General features: G+C 40.3%; 22 protein-coding genes and 2 pseudogenes. 17 read left to right on the top strand and 7 right to left on the bottom strand.

Going from position 1 to position 21,838, the window contains the following annotated elements; translation table 11 throughout:
* Nucleotides 1-58: 58 nt before the first annotated feature.
* Nucleotides 59-415, bottom strand: a complete 357-nt coding sequence (locus tag ACEPLT_RS17365) for a hypothetical protein (protein WP_008502540.1) — start codon at nt 413-415, stop codon at nt 59-61.
* A 386-nt stretch (nt 416-801) separates the two neighbouring features.
* Between ACEPLT_RS17365 and ACEPLT_RS17360 the strand changes: the two are divergent.
* From ACEPLT_RS17360 to ACEPLT_RS17335, 6 genes and pseudogenes are all read left to right on the top strand, one after another.
* Nucleotides 802-999: pseudogene (locus tag ACEPLT_RS17360) on the top strand (nucleotidyltransferase domain-containing protein); the annotation flags it as partial.
* Between the two features lie 158 nt (nt 1,000-1,157).
* A complete protein-coding gene (locus ACEPLT_RS17355; RefSeq protein ID WP_032675364.1) occupies nt 1,158-1,934 on the top strand; it encodes an isocitrate lyase/PEP mutase family protein in 777 nt (258 codons plus the stop codon).
* On the top strand, nt 1,918-2,964 hold the full coding sequence (locus ACEPLT_RS17350) for a bifunctional transcriptional activator/DNA repair enzyme AdaA (RefSeq protein WP_032675363.1): 1,047 nt from the start codon (nt 1,918-1,920) through the stop codon (nt 2,962-2,964). The genes ACEPLT_RS17355 and ACEPLT_RS17350 overlap by 17 nt, the downstream gene beginning before the upstream one ends.
* A 434-nt stretch (nt 2,965-3,398) precedes the next feature.
* Entirely contained in the window at nt 3,399-4,244 is an 846-nt protein-coding gene (locus ACEPLT_RS17345; RefSeq protein ID WP_032410516.1) for a DUF6387 family protein, read from the top strand.
* A gap of 418 nt (nt 4,245-4,662) precedes the next feature.
* Nucleotides 4,663-5,064, top strand: a complete 402-nt coding sequence (locus ACEPLT_RS17340; RefSeq protein WP_032410867.1) for an H-NS family histone-like protein — start codon at nt 4,663-4,665, stop codon at nt 5,062-5,064.
* A 94-nt stretch (nt 5,065-5,158) separates the two neighbouring features.
* Nucleotides 5,159-5,797, top strand: coding sequence for a hypothetical protein (locus tag ACEPLT_RS17335; protein WP_032410515.1), 639 nt, complete (start codon nt 5,159-5,161; stop codon nt 5,795-5,797).
* 40 nt (nt 5,798-5,837) lie between these two features.
* On the opposite strand, the gene ACEPLT_RS17330 is transcribed toward ACEPLT_RS17335, so the two are convergent.
* Complete coding sequence (locus ACEPLT_RS17330; RefSeq protein WP_072001264.1) at nt 5,838-6,440, bottom strand: hypothetical protein; 603 nt, start codon at nt 6,438-6,440, stop codon at nt 5,838-5,840.
* Nucleotides 6,441-6,970: 530 nt separating this feature from the next.
* Here ACEPLT_RS17330 and ACEPLT_RS17325 point away from each other — a divergent pair.
* The 5 genes and pseudogenes from ACEPLT_RS17325 to ACEPLT_RS17305 form a co-directional block, all read left to right on the top strand.
* Nucleotides 6,971-7,093: pseudogene (locus tag ACEPLT_RS17325) on the top strand (helix-turn-helix transcriptional regulator); the annotation flags it as partial.
* Nucleotides 7,094-7,513: 420 nt separating this feature from the next.
* Nucleotides 7,514-7,675 (top strand): YhhA family cyclophane-containing RiPP, encoded by a 162-nt coding sequence (gene yhhA, locus ACEPLT_RS17320; RefSeq protein WP_072044463.1) that lies wholly within the window; start codon nt 7,514-7,516, stop codon nt 7,673-7,675.
* Nucleotides 7,676-7,681: 6 nt separating this feature from the next.
* A complete protein-coding gene (yhhB, locus tag ACEPLT_RS17315) occupies nt 7,682-8,800 on the top strand; it encodes a cyclophane-forming radical SAM/SPASM peptide maturase YhhB (protein WP_045340175.1) in 1,119 nt (372 codons plus the stop codon).
* A 17-nt stretch (nt 8,801-8,817) separates the two neighbouring features.
* Nucleotides 8,818-9,408, top strand: coding sequence for a cyclophane-containing peptide 2OG-Fe(II) oxygenase YhhC (yhhC, locus tag ACEPLT_RS17310; protein ID WP_032410513.1), 591 nt, complete (start codon nt 8,818-8,820; stop codon nt 9,406-9,408).
* Nucleotides 9,395-10,177, top strand: coding sequence for an aKG-HExxH-type peptide beta-hydroxylase (locus ACEPLT_RS17305; protein WP_227506394.1), 783 nt, complete (start codon nt 9,395-9,397; stop codon nt 10,175-10,177). Before yhhC ends, ACEPLT_RS17305 begins: the two co-directional genes overlap by 14 nt.
* 482 nt (nt 10,178-10,659) lie before the next feature.
* On the opposite strand, the gene ACEPLT_RS17300 is transcribed toward ACEPLT_RS17305, so the two are convergent.
* The 5 genes from ACEPLT_RS17300 to ACEPLT_RS17280 form a co-directional block, all read right to left on the bottom strand.
* The gene (locus ACEPLT_RS17300; RefSeq protein ID WP_024190459.1) at nt 10,660-11,268 is read right to left on the bottom strand and encodes a DJ-1/PfpI family protein; all 609 of its coding nucleotides are present in this window, start codon (nt 11,266-11,268) and stop codon (nt 10,660-10,662) included.
* 684 nt (nt 11,269-11,952) lie between these two features.
* On the bottom strand, nt 11,953-12,294 hold the full coding sequence (locus ACEPLT_RS17295) for a hypothetical protein (protein WP_045340177.1): 342 nt from the start codon (nt 12,292-12,294) through the stop codon (nt 11,953-11,955).
* Between the two features lie 52 nt (nt 12,295-12,346).
* Complete coding sequence (locus ACEPLT_RS17290) at nt 12,347-12,883, bottom strand: hypothetical protein (protein ID WP_052685708.1); 537 nt, start codon at nt 12,881-12,883, stop codon at nt 12,347-12,349.
* A gap of 674 nt (nt 12,884-13,557) precedes the next feature.
* The gene (locus ACEPLT_RS17285; protein WP_032410510.1) at nt 13,558-14,460 is read right to left on the bottom strand and encodes an HNH endonuclease; all 903 of its coding nucleotides are present in this window, start codon (nt 14,458-14,460) and stop codon (nt 13,558-13,560) included.
* Nucleotides 14,461-14,724: 264 nt separating this feature from the next.
* Nucleotides 14,725-15,603: a PD-(D/E)XK nuclease domain-containing protein gene (locus ACEPLT_RS17280; RefSeq protein WP_032410509.1), complete on the bottom strand. Its 879-nt coding sequence runs from the start codon at nt 15,601-15,603 to the stop codon at nt 14,725-14,727.
* 323 nt (nt 15,604-15,926) lie between these two features.
* On the opposite strand from ACEPLT_RS17280, the gene ACEPLT_RS17275 reads away from it, so the two are divergent.
* From ACEPLT_RS17275 to ACEPLT_RS17250, 6 genes are all read left to right on the top strand, one after another.
* Nucleotides 15,927-16,133: a helix-turn-helix transcriptional regulator gene (locus ACEPLT_RS17275; RefSeq protein WP_001064743.1), complete on the top strand. Its 207-nt coding sequence runs from the start codon at nt 15,927-15,929 to the stop codon at nt 16,131-16,133.
* A 14-nt stretch (nt 16,134-16,147) separates the two neighbouring features.
* Nucleotides 16,148-16,444, top strand: coding sequence for a hypothetical protein (locus ACEPLT_RS17270; RefSeq protein ID WP_032410508.1), 297 nt, complete (start codon nt 16,148-16,150; stop codon nt 16,442-16,444).
* A 77-nt stretch (nt 16,445-16,521) separates the two neighbouring features.
* The gene (locus ACEPLT_RS17265; RefSeq protein ID WP_032410507.1) at nt 16,522-16,833 is read left to right on the top strand and encodes a hypothetical protein; all 312 of its coding nucleotides are present in this window, start codon (nt 16,522-16,524) and stop codon (nt 16,831-16,833) included.
* Between the two features lie 261 nt (nt 16,834-17,094).
* Nucleotides 17,095-18,294: a tyrosine-type recombinase/integrase gene (locus ACEPLT_RS17260; RefSeq protein ID WP_000753912.1), complete on the top strand. Its 1,200-nt coding sequence runs from the start codon at nt 17,095-17,097 to the stop codon at nt 18,292-18,294.
* Entirely contained in the window at nt 18,291-19,832 is a 1,542-nt protein-coding gene (locus ACEPLT_RS17255) for a site-specific integrase (RefSeq protein WP_045340182.1), read from the top strand. The genes ACEPLT_RS17260 and ACEPLT_RS17255 overlap by 4 nt, the downstream gene beginning before the upstream one ends.
* Nucleotides 19,829-21,835, top strand: a complete 2,007-nt coding sequence (locus ACEPLT_RS17250; RefSeq protein ID WP_045340185.1) for an integrase — start codon at nt 19,829-19,831, stop codon at nt 21,833-21,835. The genes ACEPLT_RS17255 and ACEPLT_RS17250 overlap by 4 nt, the downstream gene beginning before the upstream one ends.
* Nucleotides 21,836-21,838 lie beyond the last annotated feature (3 nt).

Here is a 21,838-nt window from a genome sequence, read left to right as displayed (position 1 = left end):
ATTATATTCGAAGAAATAAAAAAGGCCGCAAGTGCGACCTTTTCGTGAGGATAACTAATTACTCAGTAACTTTCTTTTCCAGCTCGCTGGCACCTTCTTTGGTTTTGTTCCAGCCTTTCTCCGCGCCTTCTTTGGTGGCATCCCACCCTTTCTCGGTGCCTTCTTTGGTTTTATGCCAGGCTTTCTGGGAATCTTCGCTGACCTTGCTGCCAAAGCTTTCGCTTTTACCTTCCGCAGCATGCTTCTGTTTCAGCTTCAGCTCTTCACCTTTGTTCTGCTCTTCGTGCAGTTTTTGCTTCGCCTCGTTGGCGTTTGCGTTCGCCGCCGCGACGGTATCGTCAGTTGCATGTGTGGTCGCAGCAAATACTGGGGAAGCCAGCAGAACGGCAGATAATGCGATAATTGTTTTTTTCATAATATCCTCATTTAACGTTATCGGTTATGAGCGTGATTCAGCATGGCACAGGCGAAACGGGATGGCTTTAGGAAAAAACTGTAATGAGATCAACATGTCCTGATGAGAGGTATTTGGCCTGAGGATTATCCAAAGGATAAAACGCCTATTTCCGCGAGGGCGGCGAGCGTCAGGAGAATGAATATGATGACGGTTATGGGTCTGTACATGGTGGCGTTCCTTCCGGGTTGAGCGGCTATTCCGTAGCGCTGGGTAGGGGTGTTTTTTTATTCTCCATAGGGGGAGGGACGGTGTCGTTGATGTTGGTCAAAGGGAGAGGGTAGCTTCTCAAGCGAGAAGATGAATGAGCTCTGTCAGGGCTGGACGTAGTGATTGTGGTGGAATGATCGCAGATTCACTCCCTTCTCCCTGGCGGCTCGCTTGTTCATGGCGGGTTCGATCAATACTCCGATCTTGATTTTGTCGTTGTGGTAGACCCTCTCTACTATGACGAGATCATGGCTCAGCGTATTGTGTTCGCCGGAACACTGGGTCACCTGCTCCATGCTTTCACCGGGGAACATGTGGGAGAGCCTCGTCTGCTTAGCCATGCTGAAAGCCGGAGCCCGGGCCTGAAAGGTTTTGGTCTGTTCCGCCCCCCATGTTCAGACGACGTTTGCTAAAAAATGGTCGTCTGAATTTCGGTTGTGAGGTTCTTCCTGAGTGCTTAGATTCATTTTCAATCTATCGAGAGGATATGAATATGAACTTTGCAGAACGCCACTATCAGCATGAGCCTCTTCTTATCGCCAACGTCTGGGATGCCGCCAGTGCTGTCGCAGCGCAAAAAGCAGGCTACCAGGTTCTTGGAACGTCCAGTGCAGCTATAGCGTCCACACTGGGATATGACGACGGGCAGGGAGTGCCGTTTGATGAGCTATTTTATATGGTCACCCGGATCCGGGCTGCCAGCAGCCTGCCATTGAGCGTTGACATGGAAGCAGGGTATGGTGATTCAGCCGAAGAGATAGCAGACAATCTGCGGCGCCTTGCTCAGACAGGCGTCGCAGGCGTTAACCTCGAAGACAGCCGAGTCATAAACGGGGTTCGTCAGCTTGACGATGCCTCTGATTTTTCCCGTAACCTGAGAACAGTATGCGATACGCTGAGAAGCGAAAATTATAGCCTGTTCCTGAACATCCGGACTGATACTTACCTGCTCGGGCATGAAGACGCGTTGCAGGAGACAATATTACGGGGTCAACGCTATAAAGCTGCAGGTGCTGACGGCCTTTTTGTTCCCTGCCTCACGTCAGAGAAAGACATCAGCCTCATTGCAGAGGCAACGGGATTGCCTTTGAATGTCATGTGTATGCCCGATCTTCCGTCATTCGACAGTCTGAAACGGGCAGGGGTAAGCCGCATTTCAATGGGCAATTTTGTTCATTCAGCGATGCAGTCAACGCTGACTGATGTCATGCATGCGATCCGATCTCGTCAAACGTTTGAAGGGCTTTTTGGTGATGAAAATAACCGATAAGAATTTATGCGATATCTGGTATCAGGCATTACTTGAACGTGCTTCAGACTACACTGGCGTGTTTTTTGTTGGCGTCAAAACCACTGGCGTATTCTGCATTTCGGTATGCCGGGCGCGAAAGCCCAAGCGCGAAAATGTCGAATTTTATAAAGATGCCAAATCTGCCCTGGCGGACGGCTTTCGCCCCTGTAAGGTCTGCAGACCTGCGGAAAATGCGCACAGCGCGCCATTATTCGTTGAGCAGGCGCTTGCGCTTGTCAGGCGCGATATCAAATCCCGTGTAGCAGACGCGGAGCTTCGTCAGCATGGCATCAGCCCGGAGCGGGTAAGGCGCTGGTTCCTGCAACATCACGGCATCACTTTTCAGGCTTTCCAGCGAATGCAGCGGGTCAACGTTGCCCTGCAGGAGCTGAAAAGTGGACGAGCGGCGACTGACGTTGCGTTGGACAATGGCTATGAATCGCTGAGCGGCTTTGGTTATACCTACAAGCGGCTTACTGGCGCAGCGCCGACTCAGGCAACTCAGGTTATTGTCATTCACCGGTTTACCACGACGCTTGGACCGATGTTTGTCTGCGCGACAGACCGGGGAGTCTGTCTGCTGGAGTTTACCGATCGCCGGATGTTAGAAACAGAATTCCGCGATATCCAGCGTTTATTTAACGCCAGAATCGTCACCGGCGAAAACAGCCATACCCGGCAGACAGTAAAAGAAATCGGCGAGTATTTTGCCGGAACGCGCCGACAGTTCGATCTCGCTTTAGATGCTCCGGGCAGTGATTTTCAACAATCCGTCTGGCATGCGTTGCGTGCGGTTCCCTATGGACAGACCTCACACTATCAGGCCATTTCACTACGGCTTAATAAGCCCAATGCTGTGCGCGCCGTCGCTGCCGCTAACGGTGCCAACCGGATTGCGATTGTGATCCCCTGTCACAGGATAATTGGAAAAGAAGGGACGATGACAGGTTACGGAGGGGGGATTTCACGCAAAGAATGGCTTATTGAGCATGAGAGAAATTATGTTTAATGGCTTGATGTTGCTGTGTCGCCGGGAAATTTTACGGACTTCGCTGGACATGTTGAGGGTACAAAAAAGCCCGCAGGGCTTGCGCCGTGCGGGCTTTCAGGACTTCATCAGTCGACTCTGGTGATCGCCGATGGAGAATTTTGGGCTGGCGTCCCTGTGATCAATCATTCATTTCATTGATTTTCAATGGTATTTAAACTTTTAATTTTATGAGTGGTTCTAAAAAGGAACCATAAATCTCAATGGTATGAGTTCTCACGATTAGCCGATTGGCAAATTGTATCAAAAGATAACAAACTCTTCAGTTCAACTCCCTGTTGGTAGCTGAACTGTGCAAGTAGGATCTGCTTTCCACCGATTAGTGAATACGGTAGTTTTTAAGCATAACTGGATTGTATCCGTAAGGCAGTACCAGCATAGGTGGAGAATGAATTTTGAACAATTGGTCACCAGAGCATACAAAAGACATCAAAAGTTGGTTTAAGATTGATACATATCGCAAATTTGAAGACCTCTCATTGATCCAGTTCTACCATGAGATATGGGCCCGGAACTTGTTCTTTAAGGAGTATCGGGAAGAGTTTGAGAGCAGAACTCTTATGGGTTACTTCTCAAAGATTTTCAGTGGCAACCCTTTTTTAATCGAAGAAGGGCAACTGGGATACATGACTCCTGCTAACAAACTTTTCCAGCCTCCCCATTTTTTTCTAACAACCCTGGATCGTCTCGCTGAAACGAGCATTATTGCAATGCAACGTGGAGGTTTTCTTTGGCATGAAGGTGACAATTATTCTATAAACGCAGAGCTTCGAGAGGTATCACTTTCAGACATTATGCCAGATCAGTTTACACGAACAGTCATGTTCGAGATAGATTTGGCCAGTGGCACAGACGAAGAGATTGCAGAGTCGCTTAAAGCGGCATTACCGCAATGGCGTAAAGTTAAGGGTATTGATGAAAACCCATTGGAATCTGTTCGTTTTGGATACGGAACTATCAAGAAACTCATCAGTTATCGTGTAATACCTATGCTGGATATCCTGGTGTGGGCAGCCGTTAAAAAAATCCGTGTCTCTGACGACAGGTTATCCAGACTACTATATACAGACGATGACGAAGAAAGCGAAATGAGGCAGTCCAGCCAAATCAAAGATACCGACAGGCCTTTGGCTCTTAAATCCTGCACAACTGACTTTATCCGACAATTCAATTACTTCATGAACAAAAATAGTCATTTGAAAGAAATGAAAGTTAATGATGTTATGAAACTATCGGATTGAAAAATGACATCCCTAATTCTTGGTTATATTGAGAATGTTTTAATTTCTAAGGTGGGTAATGTGTAAAAGTTCGATTACAGCCAATAAAATTATTTTAAAATTGAGTTTGCTGGCTATTGTTTGATGGTGTTTTTGATGTGTATTGAATATGCCTTGGGGGGAGTATACAAATAAAAATGAAATAATAGCGAATGCTTTAACTTAGAATCATGAATGGATTTTATATTCATTCTTGTCGTTAACCAACTATTAGGATGAAGGCGTTTCTCTGTACTCATGTTAAGGTGGTTATTATATTTAATCAAAAGCATTTTTTACAGGATGCTTTTCTTAGTATTTCCAATATAAACCCTTGCATTTTTTTGTGAAACACATTAAGAAGTTAATGTGCCTAAACATCACCAGGAAGGATAAAAAAATGAGTGAGTCTCTTAAAATATTAAACAACATTCGTACACTTCGTGCTCAGTCTCGTGAGTTTTCTCTTGAAAATCTTGAAGAAATGCTGGAGAAACTGACTACGGTGGTTGAAGATCGTCGGCAAGAAGAAGTTACATTTCGGAAAGATAAGGAAGAACGACAGGCCAAGCTCGAAGCTTTTCGTCAGCAACTCCTTGAGGATGGCATTGATCCAGCAGAATTGCTTTCTGGTCTGAGTTCTTCCTCTAAGCCAAAATCCAGCCGTGAACCACGACCGGCTAAATACAAATACATTGATGAAAACGGTGATGAGAAGTCTTGGACAGGTCAGGGGCGAACTCCGAAAGCTATCACCGCTGCTATTGAAAGTGGTAAGAAGCTGGAAGATTTCGCTATCTAATACTTGAAGAATACTTTATCAAAAACGAGCCGTTAAAAAGTTGGTTACTTATAACGGCTTGCATTAACAGAAAGAATATTTTCTGGGGTCAGTGATGAAAATTAAACATTGGTTAGTATCATTTTTAATAAGCTTCAGTCATATTGCTTTTGCAGATACTGTATTAGATGAGGTTACTAAAAGCGTCAATAGTGTTTGCCTGGCTCCTGGTAGCGAAGGGCAAAAATGGGATGTTCAGGTTCTTGCCACTGGTGATGTTAAAGTTGGACTTAAGTTTGCAGGAAAAGTAGCGGCTGATGCAAAGGTTGCTCTTACAAAGAGTGAGTGGGATGGTGTACAACAAGTTCTTAGGGAACATCAGCAAATGGATAATGCCAGTTATCGAGATTGTGTAGAAAAAATTACACCTTTATTTTTAGGTAATATCAAAGAAGAACGAAACATATCCTCACAAATATTAAATAAAGAAGAAAGTGAACTAAAACTGCCAATAAGTATAATCGGTGGTGGTCAAAAGGTGGTCTTCTCTCCTGATTTTATTATAGAGATGGAAGAAGCTTCTGGCGGTGGAGTGAATAAAAAAGGATTATCAATTATAGTTACACCTGAGAATGGACGATTATATCTTACTGAAGGTGTGCCAGTTAACGTGGCAATTAAAGGTAAGAATTATTTGCTTGAATTTAGATTTAATAAAAAGATGCAGCCTGTCTATACGTTAATGAACCAATAGTGTAGTTGCAGGGCGACTTCAGTTGCCCTTTCTAATTTTTTTAACTTTGTTCTTTGGTGGTTAGAATATAAATCCGTTGTACTCCATTATTTCTGATCTCTATTCTTAATGATTGACCTTTTCTAATTATTACTTTTCTTCTTTCATAAAATAAACTCTTTATTGGATTGTCTAGATAATAATTACTACTGCCATGAAAATCTGGCAGTTCCAGTAAAACATATTGGTAATGTTCTTTATCTAACTTTTGAACGAACATTAAAAAATTATTACCTGATGGTATCGATTCAGGATTTAATGATTCCTTAAAAGTGAGTAATTCCAAGGAATTATTATGAGATATTTTTATTGTGATAAATTTGAAAGTATGATGATCTATGTCATTTATCGCATTAGAGTTATTATCAAACACTCCGGTCTTTTTTTTCTCATCATATATCTTGGTGCTTTTATTCTCATAAACTTTCAATTCATACTTAATAGTTTCGCCCGAATAACTGTTATAGGGGTTTTTTAATGATGTGGGTATTGAGTGGGTTACAGGAATTGCTGATGAATTTTCAATATCATTAGCATTTACTTTATAGCTAAATGAAATGAAAATTAATGCTGTAATAAGTGATGCTATAGATATCTTATTCATATTCTCTCCTATTAATAGATTTAATTATTTTTTATTTAACATCTATAAAAGAAAATATCAAATTTAATTTTTGGAATAAATGAAGAAGGATCTAGATTGGTTATTCAATACCAAATTTTTGTGCCGGCAAAGGAAATAAAATTAATTATTATATATAAAGGATACTCTAATTCATATAAAAGATTAGTGCTAAAATTTTATGATATTTATGTGTAAATCAGAACTATGAAATTCGTTAATGGTAGAAAAATTTAGCCTTGAGTTGTCATTGCCTCTATATCAGCAATATGTGGCCGTGAGATGTAAATTGATCAACCATTACTCCCATCTAGATATGGCCGCAACCGTAGACACACCTTCAGCGAAATAGGGGAATTTCAGATACTCTCAAGTTCCCCTGTTCTGTACGGCACCAACTTCGAGAAAATCATCCTGCATAGTAGCGAAGAACCTCCGCTTCAGGAGTCTCACTCCTTTCTTTTCCCAAGTGTTCGTATAGTGACTCCACCGCAACGACAAGTTAAAACAAAATGAACAATCAACCAACCCGCCTCATACGCCTAACAGAAGTTATCGAACGATCTTGCTACGGAAAAGCATGGATCTATCGTCTGATCAACGATGGCAAGTTTCCTGCACCTGTCAAATTTGGGCTCTATGTCGTGTAGTTAAAGAATATACTAATTTTATTGAGGGGGGGAGAGAAATAAAAGTGGAGAATCTAAATTATAAAAGCGAAGATAATAATAAACCATGAGTTAAAATAGATCTACATAAATAGTTTTTCTCTAACAGCCCCAAAATATCAGTGAGCAATGAAAGAACAATACGCTTAAATAGCCTGAATAGTCAAATAATGCTACTTTTATGCAGTATTCAGATAGATTTTACGGATTGTTTTGTTGGTTTTGATAGTTTTCTTCTTTGGATTGTAAGGAAAATTAAATGTATATCTATCAAATGGTTACAATTAATCTTTTCCGAAATTATTTTAAAAATCAAGTAATTAAAAATAAATTTACAGATTATTCTTATTATTGTACTATTTTGATAACAATTTCAATGAGGATAGTATGATGCAAAACCAAGCAGAAGAAGCAAAAAAAATTTTAAAAACAGATGGTTACAGAGGGGCAAACCCGGTGTTATCTAGACTGATGGAAGAAGTTAGAAATGATAAAAACACAACGGTAGGTAGCCGTTATGATCGAGTCCATAATCGGCATAACCGTTAAATTTCTATGCTTGATACAATTTTAATCAAGACGGCCAGTAGGTGCAATTTGGATTGCACCTACTGCTATGTATATCGCGGGGCTGATACAAGCTGGCAGGATCAACCCTATAGGATGAATGATGCCACGATAGAAAAAGTGGTAGAAAGGATTACGGAATATAGTCTTTTGCAGGTAACTGGATTTGCCATAGTTTTACATGGAGGTGAACCACTTCTTTTGGGGGAAAGAAGACTTGAGACTTTATTATCAGGTTTAAGAAGAGGTTTAAATCCTCAAAAATACCCTATAAGTATACAAACCAATGGTGTTTTGATAACTGAGAAAATTTTGAACTTATGTTCAAAATATAGAGTAAGCATTTCGGTTAGTATTGACGGAACAAGAAAAGCTAATGATATCGCGAGGTTTACACGTGGTGGTAACAGTAGTTTTGAGGATGTAATTAATGGAATTGAAAAATTAAGCTCACACCAAGATCACACCTTCTTGTTTGCAGGGACATTATCAGTTATACAACCGAATATTCCTGCTGAGGATACATATCATTATCTGAAGAGTATAAACTCTCCAAGTATAGATTTTCTATTTCAGGATGGAAATTATGATAGGATGCCTTATGGAAAAAAAGATCTTCAAACTACTGAATATGGTGAGTGGTTAGCTAAAGTATTTGAACTCTATATGGAAGATAGCAATCCTGTACCGATAAAAATACTGGATGATATTCTCAAGATTTATTTGGGCGGTTCTCCAATAAAAGAAGGGAAAGGAAATAATGAGTTTGGTATTTTGATAATTGAATCTGATGGCGAGATTAGAAAGAATGATACACTGAGAGCATCATTTGAAGGTGTCGATTTTTTCAAAGGACGTCCGTCGGTACATAATACTTCATTAATGGAAGTAGTAGAAAGTGAAGAATATATAATTTATACGAAATCATCTTCACCTTTATCAGCAGAATGCCAGTTGTGTGAATATAAAGATGTATGTGGTGGTGGAATGCCATTATATCGATGGAGTAAAACTAGGGGGTTTGATAACCCATCAATATATTGTGCGGATCATAAGATAGTGATTAGTACAGTTAAAAAATTCTTGCAGCGGTCTAAATTATTATGAGTATAAAGTGGGGGGGTATGTTAAAAAATCTATGGAAGAGTGAGATAGAAATTTTCCCATTTAATCATTTCTTTTGTAATTCCTGTATTAGTTCTAATGTCACCGAGGGTATTTTGCAATGGTTGATATCTACTAATTCTTGGAAAAGGGTTAATGAATATTTTTATGACCAGTATGAATTTAGTTTATATGATGCGAAATTACCAGATGAGATTCTTTTCCTCAAGGAGAATTTTTTTTGTGATGAATTGAAAAGTTTTATAGAAAATAAATTTGATGTGGTTCTGAAAAATAAAGTGGATATTGTTGCGCATAAATTAATATCAGGCGACAAAATAAAAATTCATAATGATTTTATTGAAGGGCAAGAGTCACATCGTATTTTGTTTCATTTTAATAAAAATTGGAAAGAAGAGAATGGTGGTTATTTTATGATCTTTTCTAAGGATGAGCCGGAATCCTTAGAAAAAATAATTCCTCCACTTCATGGTTCAGTTCAAGGATTTGAGATATCACAGAACTCACATCATGCGGTTAGTCAGGTATACGATTTTGAAAGATATACTATAATTTACTCATTTTACAGGAAGGGAAATGAAAATATCTGATTTTATATGTTCTCCTTTAGGTTGGAATGAAAACTCACCATTTTATTTACGTGATAACTTTCTGTTATCACAAAATATAAATTCCGTAGATGATGTATGCGTAGTAGAACCCGGCATTAAAATAATGGGGATTGATTATTTAGTACCTAAGTTTTTGGATGAAATGGAGAAAGTAGATTGGGAAAAAATGGGATTAACTTTCTGCGACAAAAATGAATTTTCATTATCAGAATATGAAATGTTATTGTCCAAAATTGAGTCTTTATTATTTTTTTCAAAAAACATGCATAGTTCGATAAAGGCATTTGCAATTAACTTCCATCCATTATTATCTGAGTGTGAAGATTTTGATGTGAGTTTCAGTGATCCTTGCATACCATTCGATGTATTCACTAATGTCCCAAAATATGAAGAGAAATACGCTGCTGAAAGATTTGTTGAAGGGATTATTCATGAAACTCTGCATTTACAGTTAACAGCTATGGAGCATTTATTACCTTTGTTCCATGATAAATTGTTAACTGATAATGTATTTTCCCCCTGGAAAGGAGAGGGCCGAAATGAACGTGGTTTACTACATGCAGTCTATGTTTTCTCAAATATTAAAAATTTTTGGTTGAAGGTGCATGCGCAATCTAATCATATAAATGACTTTGCAGTAAAAAGGATTAATGAAATTCAAAAGGAACTATCAACGGCAGGACATATATTAAAAAGTGATGCATTAACTCCTGAAGGTAGAATGCTTGCCTGCTTGTGTTTATTATAACCACTCAGCTATGATGCAAGGTCATAATTAGAGGGGGTTCTTTGAGGGTGTTGAGCTTTATTATAATTAATAGTGTTAATGCTCATGGTAAATATTATCAGTCTATTTATGTTAATATTCAGAATAGAATGGATAATGACAAAATAGTAGTATATTTAAAAACATGCAGTGCAGTATGATGTTTCAAAATTACTTGTTCGAAGAAAAGAAAAAATCTCCCTTTTTACTGTACTTTATTCAGTTGAGGTACAACTTTGTCGAGTAGTTAACTTAGGGAAGGACAAGTTCTACAGCAGATTAAGAATAACTAACGGCAACTATAGTACTTATCAAAAGCTTCAAATGCCCTAGAGACTGCCCATGTTTGAGAAGTGCTGATCTGCTCCCCTTAAACGAATGCAGCATGACGTTAGGAACTTCCGCTCTTGGCACTAAGTGGACAACCTCTTGGAACAGAAAGTCTGTAATGAGCGAGAAGAGGACTACATTCCGGATGGATCGATAGAGAGGGGGGCAAATCCCATACCTTCTTTTATTCGTTCAACATTAGCTCTAGATGTCAGCTTTTCTATTAAAGTAAATGCTACATTAATAGCTGTTGCCGGACTTTGAGACGTAATAATATTTCCGTCCACCACTATAGGGTGCTGAACAACATGGACTCCCATTTCTAGCAACTGAGCTTGACGTTTACTGCTCAGATGATACGTTGTGCCCGTTCTTCCTTGTAAAGCGCCACTCTTGGCAATTGCTAAGGCACCTACGCAAACAGAAGCAATAATCTTGTTTTTTGCGTTAAATTTTTGAATAAGCCTTAGAAGGCGCTCATCAAATGCATCTTCATAAAAACCGGCCCGACTCATCCCCCCAGGAATGGCTATGGCGTCAAAGCCATCATCATCAATTTCATGTAGTTGATATTCTGGTTCGATAGTGAAATTCCAGGCGCATTTAACTTTTTGACGTAGACCAACTGTCACTAATTCTATGGGTTCTAATCCGTATGTTGTTGTCCAGCCAATAGTATCTGTGAATACACTAGCCTCATACTCTTCTAATCCTTGGCAAAGGAATAAGATAACTTTCTTCATCTTATGATGTCCATGGTAACTATATAAATTCACAGTAACGATAGCATAAACACTCTGCATTTTTAACCTGTTGTCGGTACGGGTTTAATCTACCACTTGAGAGACTATGGAGTGAATTTCCGCTTTTGGCACACAGCAGACAAGCACGTGACACTGAAGGACTGCTTTGAGCGAGAAGCGGACATCAAAATGTTCGCGGCAGGTAAACTCTGCCAAATTAAAGATAACATCTTGCTACGGAACTAAGCATTGCCTGCAGCTGGCGTCCCTTGGTGAAAAAACAGAGTTAACTGTGCTTCATCCGAATAAAACCAGTACGAGGAATGCAATGCAGGACGGCTGCCGTCAGCATAAGACGTCCGGTAATGAAGCATGGCGTAGCCTCCCGCCATTTCGGTGAGCCGGAAATTGTTGCTAAAAATAGGCAATGCAGTTTTCTCACTTAATAGCACCGTGATCATCTCTGAACGATCAACTATCTCTCCTGAGCAGGTAATTTCGAGGAATCCAGGGTGGAGAAATCACTCCCGATCGTTGAGCCTGCCGCGATGAAGGCTGCTCAAGCAACCTTAGCTTTTCTAGGAGCACTCTGCTTATCCTCAAGTGAGCCTTCCGGACAAGATCTATGAACATGACATCCCGCCGGCGACCTTTAGCCAAGCGGGAGTCTTATAGTAGGTTTAGCTAAGCATTCTCTGTTTCTAAAACTCCGCCAAACATGCGCATATTGTTAAGTTTCTCGATGCTATAAGCCTTAGAAACCCATTGTTTATCGAACTCTTCTACACCAAACCTTTCGTGGTTTATCCCGTTAATTGCTATGACCAAGCCATTTGGGAGTTCAACCTGATAGTTAGGCCTAACACCAGTGCCTGACATCCCGATACGGATGAAAATATTTTTATCATTCGCTTTTACATCGGAAGGGCTTATTTTCACCTCAGCTAGCGTTCGGGCTTTTGACTTCATTTTTTCGAAGTGCTCCAACGGGATATCTCGGAAATTACCGTCCCATGCTTTATCCATATAGCCTCTAATCAATTTAAAAGATGTTCCCAAGCCAAAAGGAAAGTTGTGATTACGCCCGAATAATTATCTCTATACTTTCTTCAGAAACCTCATACTTTTTAGATAAAAGTATCTTAGCTTGCTGAATGGAGATTCCATCTGGATAAGGTTCTTTTTTCTGGTCTATTTTTGGACTCTTGACATCAACATCTGGCATTTTATTGAAATTTAAATCATTTTCATCAATACCTAAATCAGTTAATGATGAATAAGCAACAGGGTTTCTTGCTCCATCCCACATGTTTGGGTATGCAACCTTTGCATACTCACTAACTTTAATCAGCCACCTTGTTGGACGCGAACCATCCCATTCGGGGGAAACGACCACATCGGAGATTTTGCCGATAAAAAATGCGTTTTTATGAGAGGCAGAAACACTTCCCCAGTCATCATTATGATTATCTGCAGGATCTCTGTTCTGTACACAGACTACGTACTTGCAGCGAGAGGCGCGCTTCTCGCTTAGAACCCATGAGCCAGAACCTCCATCACTTAACAAACGGTCAAAACCACGTGCGGTAAAAACCACTACAGCCGAATCTTTCATGTGCATCTCCTTTGAAAGTATGAAGCACACTATATAGACATAAAATACAAAGTCAACATAAGTATTAAAAAGTATATAAATGTATCTTAAAGAGTGGAACTGCAACTCTCTTAGCGAAATCGAATACTGCTATCATTTAACATAAGAGTTCTTGCCCGCTGCTCCCCTGAGATCCCCTTAGCACGATTTCAAGGTGGGCGGGCTGTTTCTGGCACATTGCTCTGGCAAGAATCCCCGAAACGTCCGTTATATTTCCGATGCGTCTGCATGGCTATGCAGTGAGATTTATTCTCAAAGAAGCAGACCATGCAGATGTTGGGTACGTCCGCTTCTGGCACAAAGCGGACACTCATTCCAACATACAAAAATCAATGACATATCTCCTGTACAAGCTTTGCCCTTCCATTGCCAACAACCAAACCGTTGACCCGGAGGCAGCACTGGTGGAAATTACGGCGTGCTCTGACCCGCTATGATTCTGAAATACGCTACAGTCTCATCATCTCTATCCATGTAACGGAGACCGGTGTCGATCTGTTGACGCCGGTACAGAGTAAAGTGGATACACTTATCGCCAGTCAGATCGAAATAACATCATGAAAACAGCGATGCGTTTTGATCCGGCTCTGAACTCATTCGCCTCTCTCACCGGGAATGCATCGCCACGGGTTTATTCACCACTGCTCCCGTATCACCTTTTTCACCCGGTAGAACACTCGCTGGCAGACTGACCAGAACGCTGGCCATGCGGACGATGAGCGGGATACAGTTTTGTCCTTCAGGATTTGCCCCATCTCGCAAGAATTGCTTTCTTGTTCCACGACGGCGGACACTGCAGTGCTCTCCATCGCGACAGGCGGAACCTCAAGCTCCAGTGAAAGCTGATTTTCAGGAGGAATGTTGTCGCCCTCTGCTGCTGTCTCATCCTTGAGTTTAATCCCATGCGTTTCGAGCCACGAGATATCCAGTTGCCAGGTATGACGAGATCGTGCCCGCCATACGTCAAAAGCTTCATCCACATAGTCAAATGCGCCCTGAAGAGACCAGCCGTTGACCAGAGCCAGATGAGCCACCGCTTCGTCCTTTTTACCCCGGAGCTCGCTGAACCCCATATGTTTGACTTCATGGCATGAAGGGCATAACGCGATGAGCCCTTTGAGGGTCTGATACTGATGGTCATCATCGTAATGCCAGATTTCATGGCACTCTACAGGCCATCGGGGCCCCTTTCCGCCGCAGACCTGGCATTTCCACCCTGCTGTTCTGGCCGTTTGTTGCCTTAACCGTTTCCAGTCCATTGAAGATACCGCACTTCTGACGTTATCGAACCAGCATGTTCGGGGCACCAGCTCAATCGTCAGTCTTGGTGGGTAAAAGCTCACATCAGGTTCACCCTCCAGAGCCTTCAGCACTCCCTTTTGAAGATAATCCTGACAGACATCGGAAAGGTTATTTTTCCTGCACATCTCTGTAAGCCATTCTTCCGATCGGTTATCACGGATTTTACATACCATGTAGCGAAGCACTTCTTCATGGGGTAAAGGTACAGCCTGTTCAATATCGGGAAAGAGATCCACGAAGAAATCCTTTTGCAGAAGGCGTCTCACCTCATTATACGAAAGGCTTTGAGGTGATTAAACGTGGTAAAGCCGCGCTCTTCGTCCTTAGTCATCGTGCATTTAGTGCCAGTGAATCGCCAATTGGAGCACCCAACTGCAAGCCACAGTAAATACCTGAAAAGACGTAAAAGCGAATGCGACAGTCTCTTGGTCAACTAAATTTGGCCTTAGTACTGGCGGTATAACTGGTTAGGATTAAAAAGTTGTTAAATTAGATAATCCTTAACTACATATAACATAGACTTTTACAGTTACCTCACCATGTTTTGAGTTTCTCACTCCCTCCAAATCTGCTATCAGGCCTGGTGCATTAGTTATGTAATGATTAGGATCATATATTACGCACCATAGGTTCTTACAGCGGCTGTGTCGCCTGTAATGTTCAATATCGATGATAAGCTCATCACCTACTTTTTTAGCATGTGAGCGATCTCGTACAATTTTTGTTTCCAGCACCAATTCATGCACTGGAAGAAGGAAATCCATTCTGGTACTGGAGCCCGCATAGCTAGGGGTATACTCTTCGGGTCGTATATCCTGAATCCAGGGTCTCAACAGAGAGTGGAGTAAATCTTGCACGTCATACTCACTGTCAAACGTAAGAGGCTGGCTACCTCTTCTTCTATGCGTAAGAGGATGCATAGCTCGATGCAACCCTTTAACTAACCTTTCAAGCAGTACCTCAACTTTTGTAGGCATTACGGGTTGTTGTAGCGCTTGAATAGTTTCCTCATTGGGGATATCAGTGGAGGGGATTTGACCTAAAGGCAACACTCTCCCAAAGCGGTAATATCTAAGGCCGTTATCATGTAATACGGCTTCAAGGTTGGCTTTCTTATCTTGCCACTCACTATATTTGTCGCTATTTTCTGAAGGTGGTGAATCCATGAATTCTTCAATGACGCTTCCCAAGACCGCCAAGCTATCCGTCTCAGGATCTTGTCCGGCTATGTAGAGCCAGTTCTTCCATCTGACACTATGAGTACCCTCAGGGTTGCCCGGTGCTCCTGCAGTTATAAAAAGATTTTCAAGTGCTGAATGTGACGCCGTGTTAGCTAACGTGTCGCCTACGGCTTTACATAATGATCTTGATAGGCGCATTAAACCTCCTGTTTAAATAAGCAATTTATCATTATACCATTGACCTGCTCCCGGTTGATTAACTTAGTGTAGAGTGAATACGTCCGCTTCTGGCACACAGGAGATGTTCATGGGGTCGTACCGCTAATTGTGTCCCACGGTCACCCGATCACGGGTAGCTCAACTCTGCTGGCACTGTTCAGAACTGGGGAAGTTCAGGCAACGTGAAATTCCCCGACTCTGGGCAGCACCAACGTCGATAACCTCCGTCTCAGGAGCTTCACTCCTTTCTTTTCTCGAAGATTTGTATAGTAGCCCCATCGCAACGACAAGGGGAAAACAAAATGAACAATCAACCAACCCGTCTCATCCGTCTACCAGAAGTCATCGCTCGAACCGGTTACGGCAAGGCATGGATCTACCACCTGATCAGCAAAGGTCGCTTCCCGCAGCCGGTCAAGATTGGACTTCGCGCTATTGCCTTCGTTGAAAGTGAAGTCGAGGAATGGATTCAGTCTGTTATTGAAACAACCAGAAAAAATGTTGCCTGAGCGGGAGAGGGAAAATGAATATTGAATGCTTTGTAAGTGAGAATCATATGTGCAACCTTGGTGAGAGGTTGTTTAACGAGATTTTTGATCTTGATGCCATTGCTGAACTCGCTGATGACAAGTTTACTAGAGAAGCTGTTTATTTGCTGAGCCAGTATCTTGTTGGAAACACGAGCGGACCATTTAAAGCAATCAATATGCTTGGAGCCAATGAGCAAATTAATATTTATGAGGTATGGATCTCAATTATTAAATCGGCTGATGAGTTAAGGATTTTATTCAAGGCAATACTTCGACATTGTATTGAATGAAATCATTAGTTGTAAAACAGATAAAAGTTTGTAGATATACCTAATAACTACCATAACCATTATAAGAGGTATTTAATATGAAAGCTAAGAAAACCAAAGGCAACAAATCCAAAACCAACAAACCCCAAATTATTACAATAAATAACAATAGCGTGATAAATGGAAAACTGATGTGTACTGTAATCATGTATGAAGACGATCTTAAAGCCTGTTTTGAGACACTTCCAAATAAATATGGAGAACCAATAGTAGGTGATTACAAGGGAGTATTGATGAGTTTTTTGTGCAATTCAATCTGGTATGGATTCGGTAATTCTATTGTTGATGTAGTTCTTGATGATGCTATTAGAGAGCAAGTCAAAAAACTTGAAGAACAAAATAAAATGTAAAAAATAATAAAAATTAACTACAAATATTTGACTTTTAAATTTACATAACATATCTGGAGTATCAGATTAACTATGGTTGTGGATGATATTATCTAAATCAGGTTAATAGAAAAGAAATTATATATAGTTATTATCAATGCGTAAAATAATTTGTGTTGCGGCATTAATAATAAGTGTCGTAGATATTTTAGTGTAAAAATTTTTGAAAACTAAAAAATAATATGTTAGAGATATATGAAATTGTAAATAACAGGAGGTTTAATGAAAAAGACAACTATAAATACATTTATTATGAGTGGTGGAGAAAGATATTGTCTTGTATTAGATAAAGGCAGCGGGATTCCCCTTTATTATCCTGCTTTATATATAACTACTCAAATCAGAAACAAAAGTGATTCAATATCAACAGTTGAGTTGGTGGCCGGTGCCATCTCATTATTCTGTAATTTCTTATCTGAAAGAGATATCAATATTGAGGAAAGAATTATTTCAGGAAAGTATCTGAGCATTAATGAAATAGATGCTTTAAGAGATTATAGTGAGAAGAAGACCCGGTTAAAAAAAATTCTTCCATATACTGTCAGGAAGAGGAATGTTGTAAACCGTGCAACCAAACACTTCAGATTAACCAATATAGCAAACTATTTGAGTTGGTTAAGTCAGATACTTAAACAGCAACAAGGAAGTATAAATGAATTCGTCGATAAGATTAGAGAGAGAAGACCAAAACTAAGAAGGCGCAGCCGTCAAGACCAACCAGAAAAATCTCTTGATGGAAACCAAATTAATCATTTATTAGAAGTCATAAAATGTGGAGCGGCATTTAATCCATTCGGTGAAAATCTTCAGATAAGAAACCGACTTATTATTCTGGTGCTTTATTCTTTGGGAATAAGGTCGGGAGAGCTTCTTAATATTCGTATATCGGATATTAACTTTAGTGATTCCAGTCTGGCTATCCGTCGTCGGGCTGATGATAAGAACGATCCACGAGTTAAACAACCATTGGTTAAGACGATGGAAAGAAAACTACCTCTATCTTCGGCATTGGCAAAAGAATTGCACAATTACATTACCAGTGTCCGTAGGAAGTTTAAGAATGCCAGAAAGCATGAGTACCTTTTCGTAACCCATAAGTCTGGCCCAACACAAGGTATGCCTTTATCGAGCATGGCTTACCATAAAGTTATCGATAGCATCAGAAATGTCATGCCTGAGCTTTGCAATCTTACGGGGCACAAACTCAGACATACCTGGAACTATGAATTCTCTAAAAAATTAGATGAGATGCCTGAGCGAGTAAGTGAGGCTGAACAAGAAAAAATGCGTTCTAATCTTATGGGATGGACTCCCGGCTCTGGAACTGCACAGATATATAACAAAAGATTTATTCAGGATAAATCACATAAAGTCGCAATAAAACTACAGGAAGATATTAATAAAAAAGGGGAGGTTGAATGAATTCAGTACATAAAGTGTTAATGAGTAAAGATCTTATTCCAGCTAAAATGGATGGGTATTATTTTTCACCACAAGAAGATGTATGGGTACTTGACAGAAACAATCAGATAAATAAAAAAGCAGTTACTGATGTTCTTAACGACAATTTAAAAGAAGGATATCTAAATACAATTGCACTATTTGCGAGGGATTATAGCGCAAGTTTTGCCTCCAAGATACATGGAGCATTTCTTGCTTTTATAAAGGAAGAGCAATGCGTATATGTCAGTAAAGCTTCAGTTTTAAATTTCAGAAGCAAAAAGCATGTTAAGGATGAATTATTATTTCGTCTGAGGATATTTATCACTAAATGGTACTCTCTTGGCTACAATGGAATAGCTTCGGAAGCTGTACAGATAATGAAAACATGGAAACTTGTTAACGGAAAGCCAGGTGATGTCGTTAAAAGAAAAGAACCCATACAAGGTCCTTTGACTGATATTGAATTGCAAGAATTTAACGAGGGAGCAATAAGAGCGTACGAGAAAAAAGAAATATCTCTTTTTATGTTAACTATGGCACTTATTATCAGCCACACAGGTCGTAGACCCTTGCAAGTAACTCAGATGAAGATAACAGATATCCTTAAGGTTTCAAAAGAAGAGGGTGAAATTTATTATCTTTTAAATATACCACGAATTAAACAAGGCTTAGGATTCAGAGAAGAGTTTCGAACGTTCAGAATCACCAAAGATCTATATGAACTGGTTTGTAAACAAGCCAAAGATTCTTTGGCAATGCTGTCTGAATTTATGGGTAGACAACTTACTACTGAAGAGAGTAAAGATGTGCCACTTTTTATTTCAAAAAATAAAATTGGATTAATTGATAAAAGTGTTAGTTTAGACTTTTATTTAAAAACTGATGTATTGCATCATTATAGAGGGAAATTAACAGAGGTTTTGAAAGTTGTCATCAAGAAGGAAAATGTCTTCTCAGAAAGGACTGGGGAATCCTTACATATAAATGCCAGAAGGTTTCGTTATACGTTAGGAACACGAGCAGCAAGAGAAGGCTATGGAGAATTCATTATCGCAGAGCTACTTGATCACTCCACGATTAAGAGTGTAGGAGTCTATGTTCAGAATCATGTTGATAATGCTTATAAGATTGATAAAACTATGGGGCAGGCATTGACTGGAATATCATGCGTGTTCAGAGGTCAAGTAAAAAGAAAAGAAGATATTGAATATGACATAACTCTAGGTATAAAAATTAAAAATAATGATGGCGAAGACACTGGCAGTTGTCAGCAATGTTCCACATGTTCAGCTAATGTCCCCATTCCTTGTTATACATGTATGCATTTTACCCCCTGGCTGGATGGACCGCATGAAAAGGTTTATCAGTATTTGATTGGCGAAAGAGAACGAATATACAGCATAACTAACGACAGAATTGTAACGGAATCGCTCGACAGAACGATCATTGCTGTAAAGGAAGTAATTAACCACTGCAACATAATGCGAAGCTCACACAAGGGGAATAAATCCATATGACCGATAGTAATGTATTATTCTTCAGGAAAAAGATTGATATAAATGCAGAGTTAAATCTGAAAGAGTTTATCCGATTTTGCAGATACGATCTTACCGCTTTAGGGAGTGATTTTAACTGGGAGTCTTACGAGTGGAGAGGTGTCGCTGTTTTTACCAAAATAAATTTAAAACGTAAGGTAAAAACAGATAAAGAACAATTACTCGATGAGGAGTATATCGATTTTGCTAAAGCTTATATGAGATATCAGTCGGCTTTAACCAAAAGCAGATGGAAGCTGTCAGCTTCATTGACCATATTAAAAGTTGTCGAACAAACATTACTGATGGCCAATAAAAATGCAAATATCACCGGGGTCAGCATACCTGTTCTTGATGAAGCCATCCAAACCATCAAGAGTCTTTACAAAGAACATCCGGCCTATGATTATGGACTGGAACTTCAGAAATTTGTGAAGTTCCTTGGTGAAAATGGTCTATTGATCGCGGGTGTCCTTTCATGGGTCAGCCCAATAAAACCACCGGAACCTGTTAACCGTGTGTCTAAAAAAGCAGATGAAGCAAGGTTAAGTAAACTTCCGGATGAAACGGCTTTGAATGCTATGGCAGAGATCTTCTCACTGCCTGATGAGGCATTGAGTTGCCGGGATATTTTTACTACTTCAATTTTTGCGCTCCTGATGTGTGCTCCCAGTCGGATATCGGAGATTTTGGCACTTCCCTGTGATTGCGAGATTACGGAAACAGACTCTAACGGGGTGGAAAGGTATGGGCTAAGGTTTTACTCCCTCAAGGGTTATGGTGCGGACATTAAATGGATTCCAGACGTTATGGTTCCCGTTGCCAGGAGGGCAATAGAAAGGTTAAAGAAACTTTCAAAAAATGCCCGTGAATTCGCACAGTGGGTGGAGGAGAATCCATCTACATTCTTCAGACGGGATAGCCTTCCTGAAACAGGAGAAAACGAAATATTAAAACCCTGGCAGATATGTGAAGGATTAGGATATAACCTTGAAAGAAAAAATGGGAACGTAAAGTTTTTATCTGGAGTGAGTTTTTATAATAGCCAGAAAAATTACACCATGAACTCATTATGGGAAATTATCCTGTCCAGATTACCAGAAGGTTTTCCATGGTATGATAAAAATAAAGGCATAAAATACAGCAATGCACTTTGCCTGGTGAATACCCATCAACTGGAGAAAAGAAATGAAACTATCATTTACGAGTTACAGAAACCAACTAAAAATATTTTCATGATAGATATTTCTGAGAATAAGTATGAGGGGCTAAGGTTTGAAAACATATTTACCAGACATCGCTATATTGGCCCGGAAGGAAAAGCTCTGCATTTGAGAAGCCATCAGCCTCGTCATTTACTCAATACGATTGGACAGCGAAACGGGATGTCAGATCTCGACCTGGCGAAGTGGTCCGGAAGAACACTGGTTACCCAAAACCCGGTTTACAACCACGTATCAGAAGATGACATGCTCCGTAAGGCCGAGACACTGGATATCAGCACTATCGGCTCACAGGCCTTCATGATTGATTCCGTAGAGCCCAACCTTCCTGTTACTCCGGGTATGATCAATCTCTGGGAACATGGTGCAGTTCATGTCACCGAGTTCGGCTACTGTGTTCATGACTATATGATGAGCCCCTGCGACAAGTTCAGGGATTGTATCAACTGCAACGAGCAAGTTTGTGTGAAAGGCGAAGAAGAGAAGCTCCAGCGGCTCAAGGAAAGGCACAATATGACAGAAGGGCTTCTCTTCAGAGCCAGGGAGTCAATGACGGAAGAAGAACTGGGTGCTGACCGATGGGTTCAGCATCATGAACTGACCCTTACTCGATTGAATGAATTGATCGCAATCCTTTCAAATAACGAAATACCAGACGGTTCACGTATAAAACCCGGTGGGGAAAGTTTCACTCAGCTTGGGCGAGTATTAAATAAATTTGAAAATCTCGAAAATAATGGGAATGATAAATATATAGAGTAAAAC

Source organism: Enterobacter sp. fkY84-1, assembly GCF_052974705.1.
The sequence above is the reverse complement of the archived record's forward strand: the minus strand, read 5'-3'. Positions and strand labels throughout refer to the sequence as shown.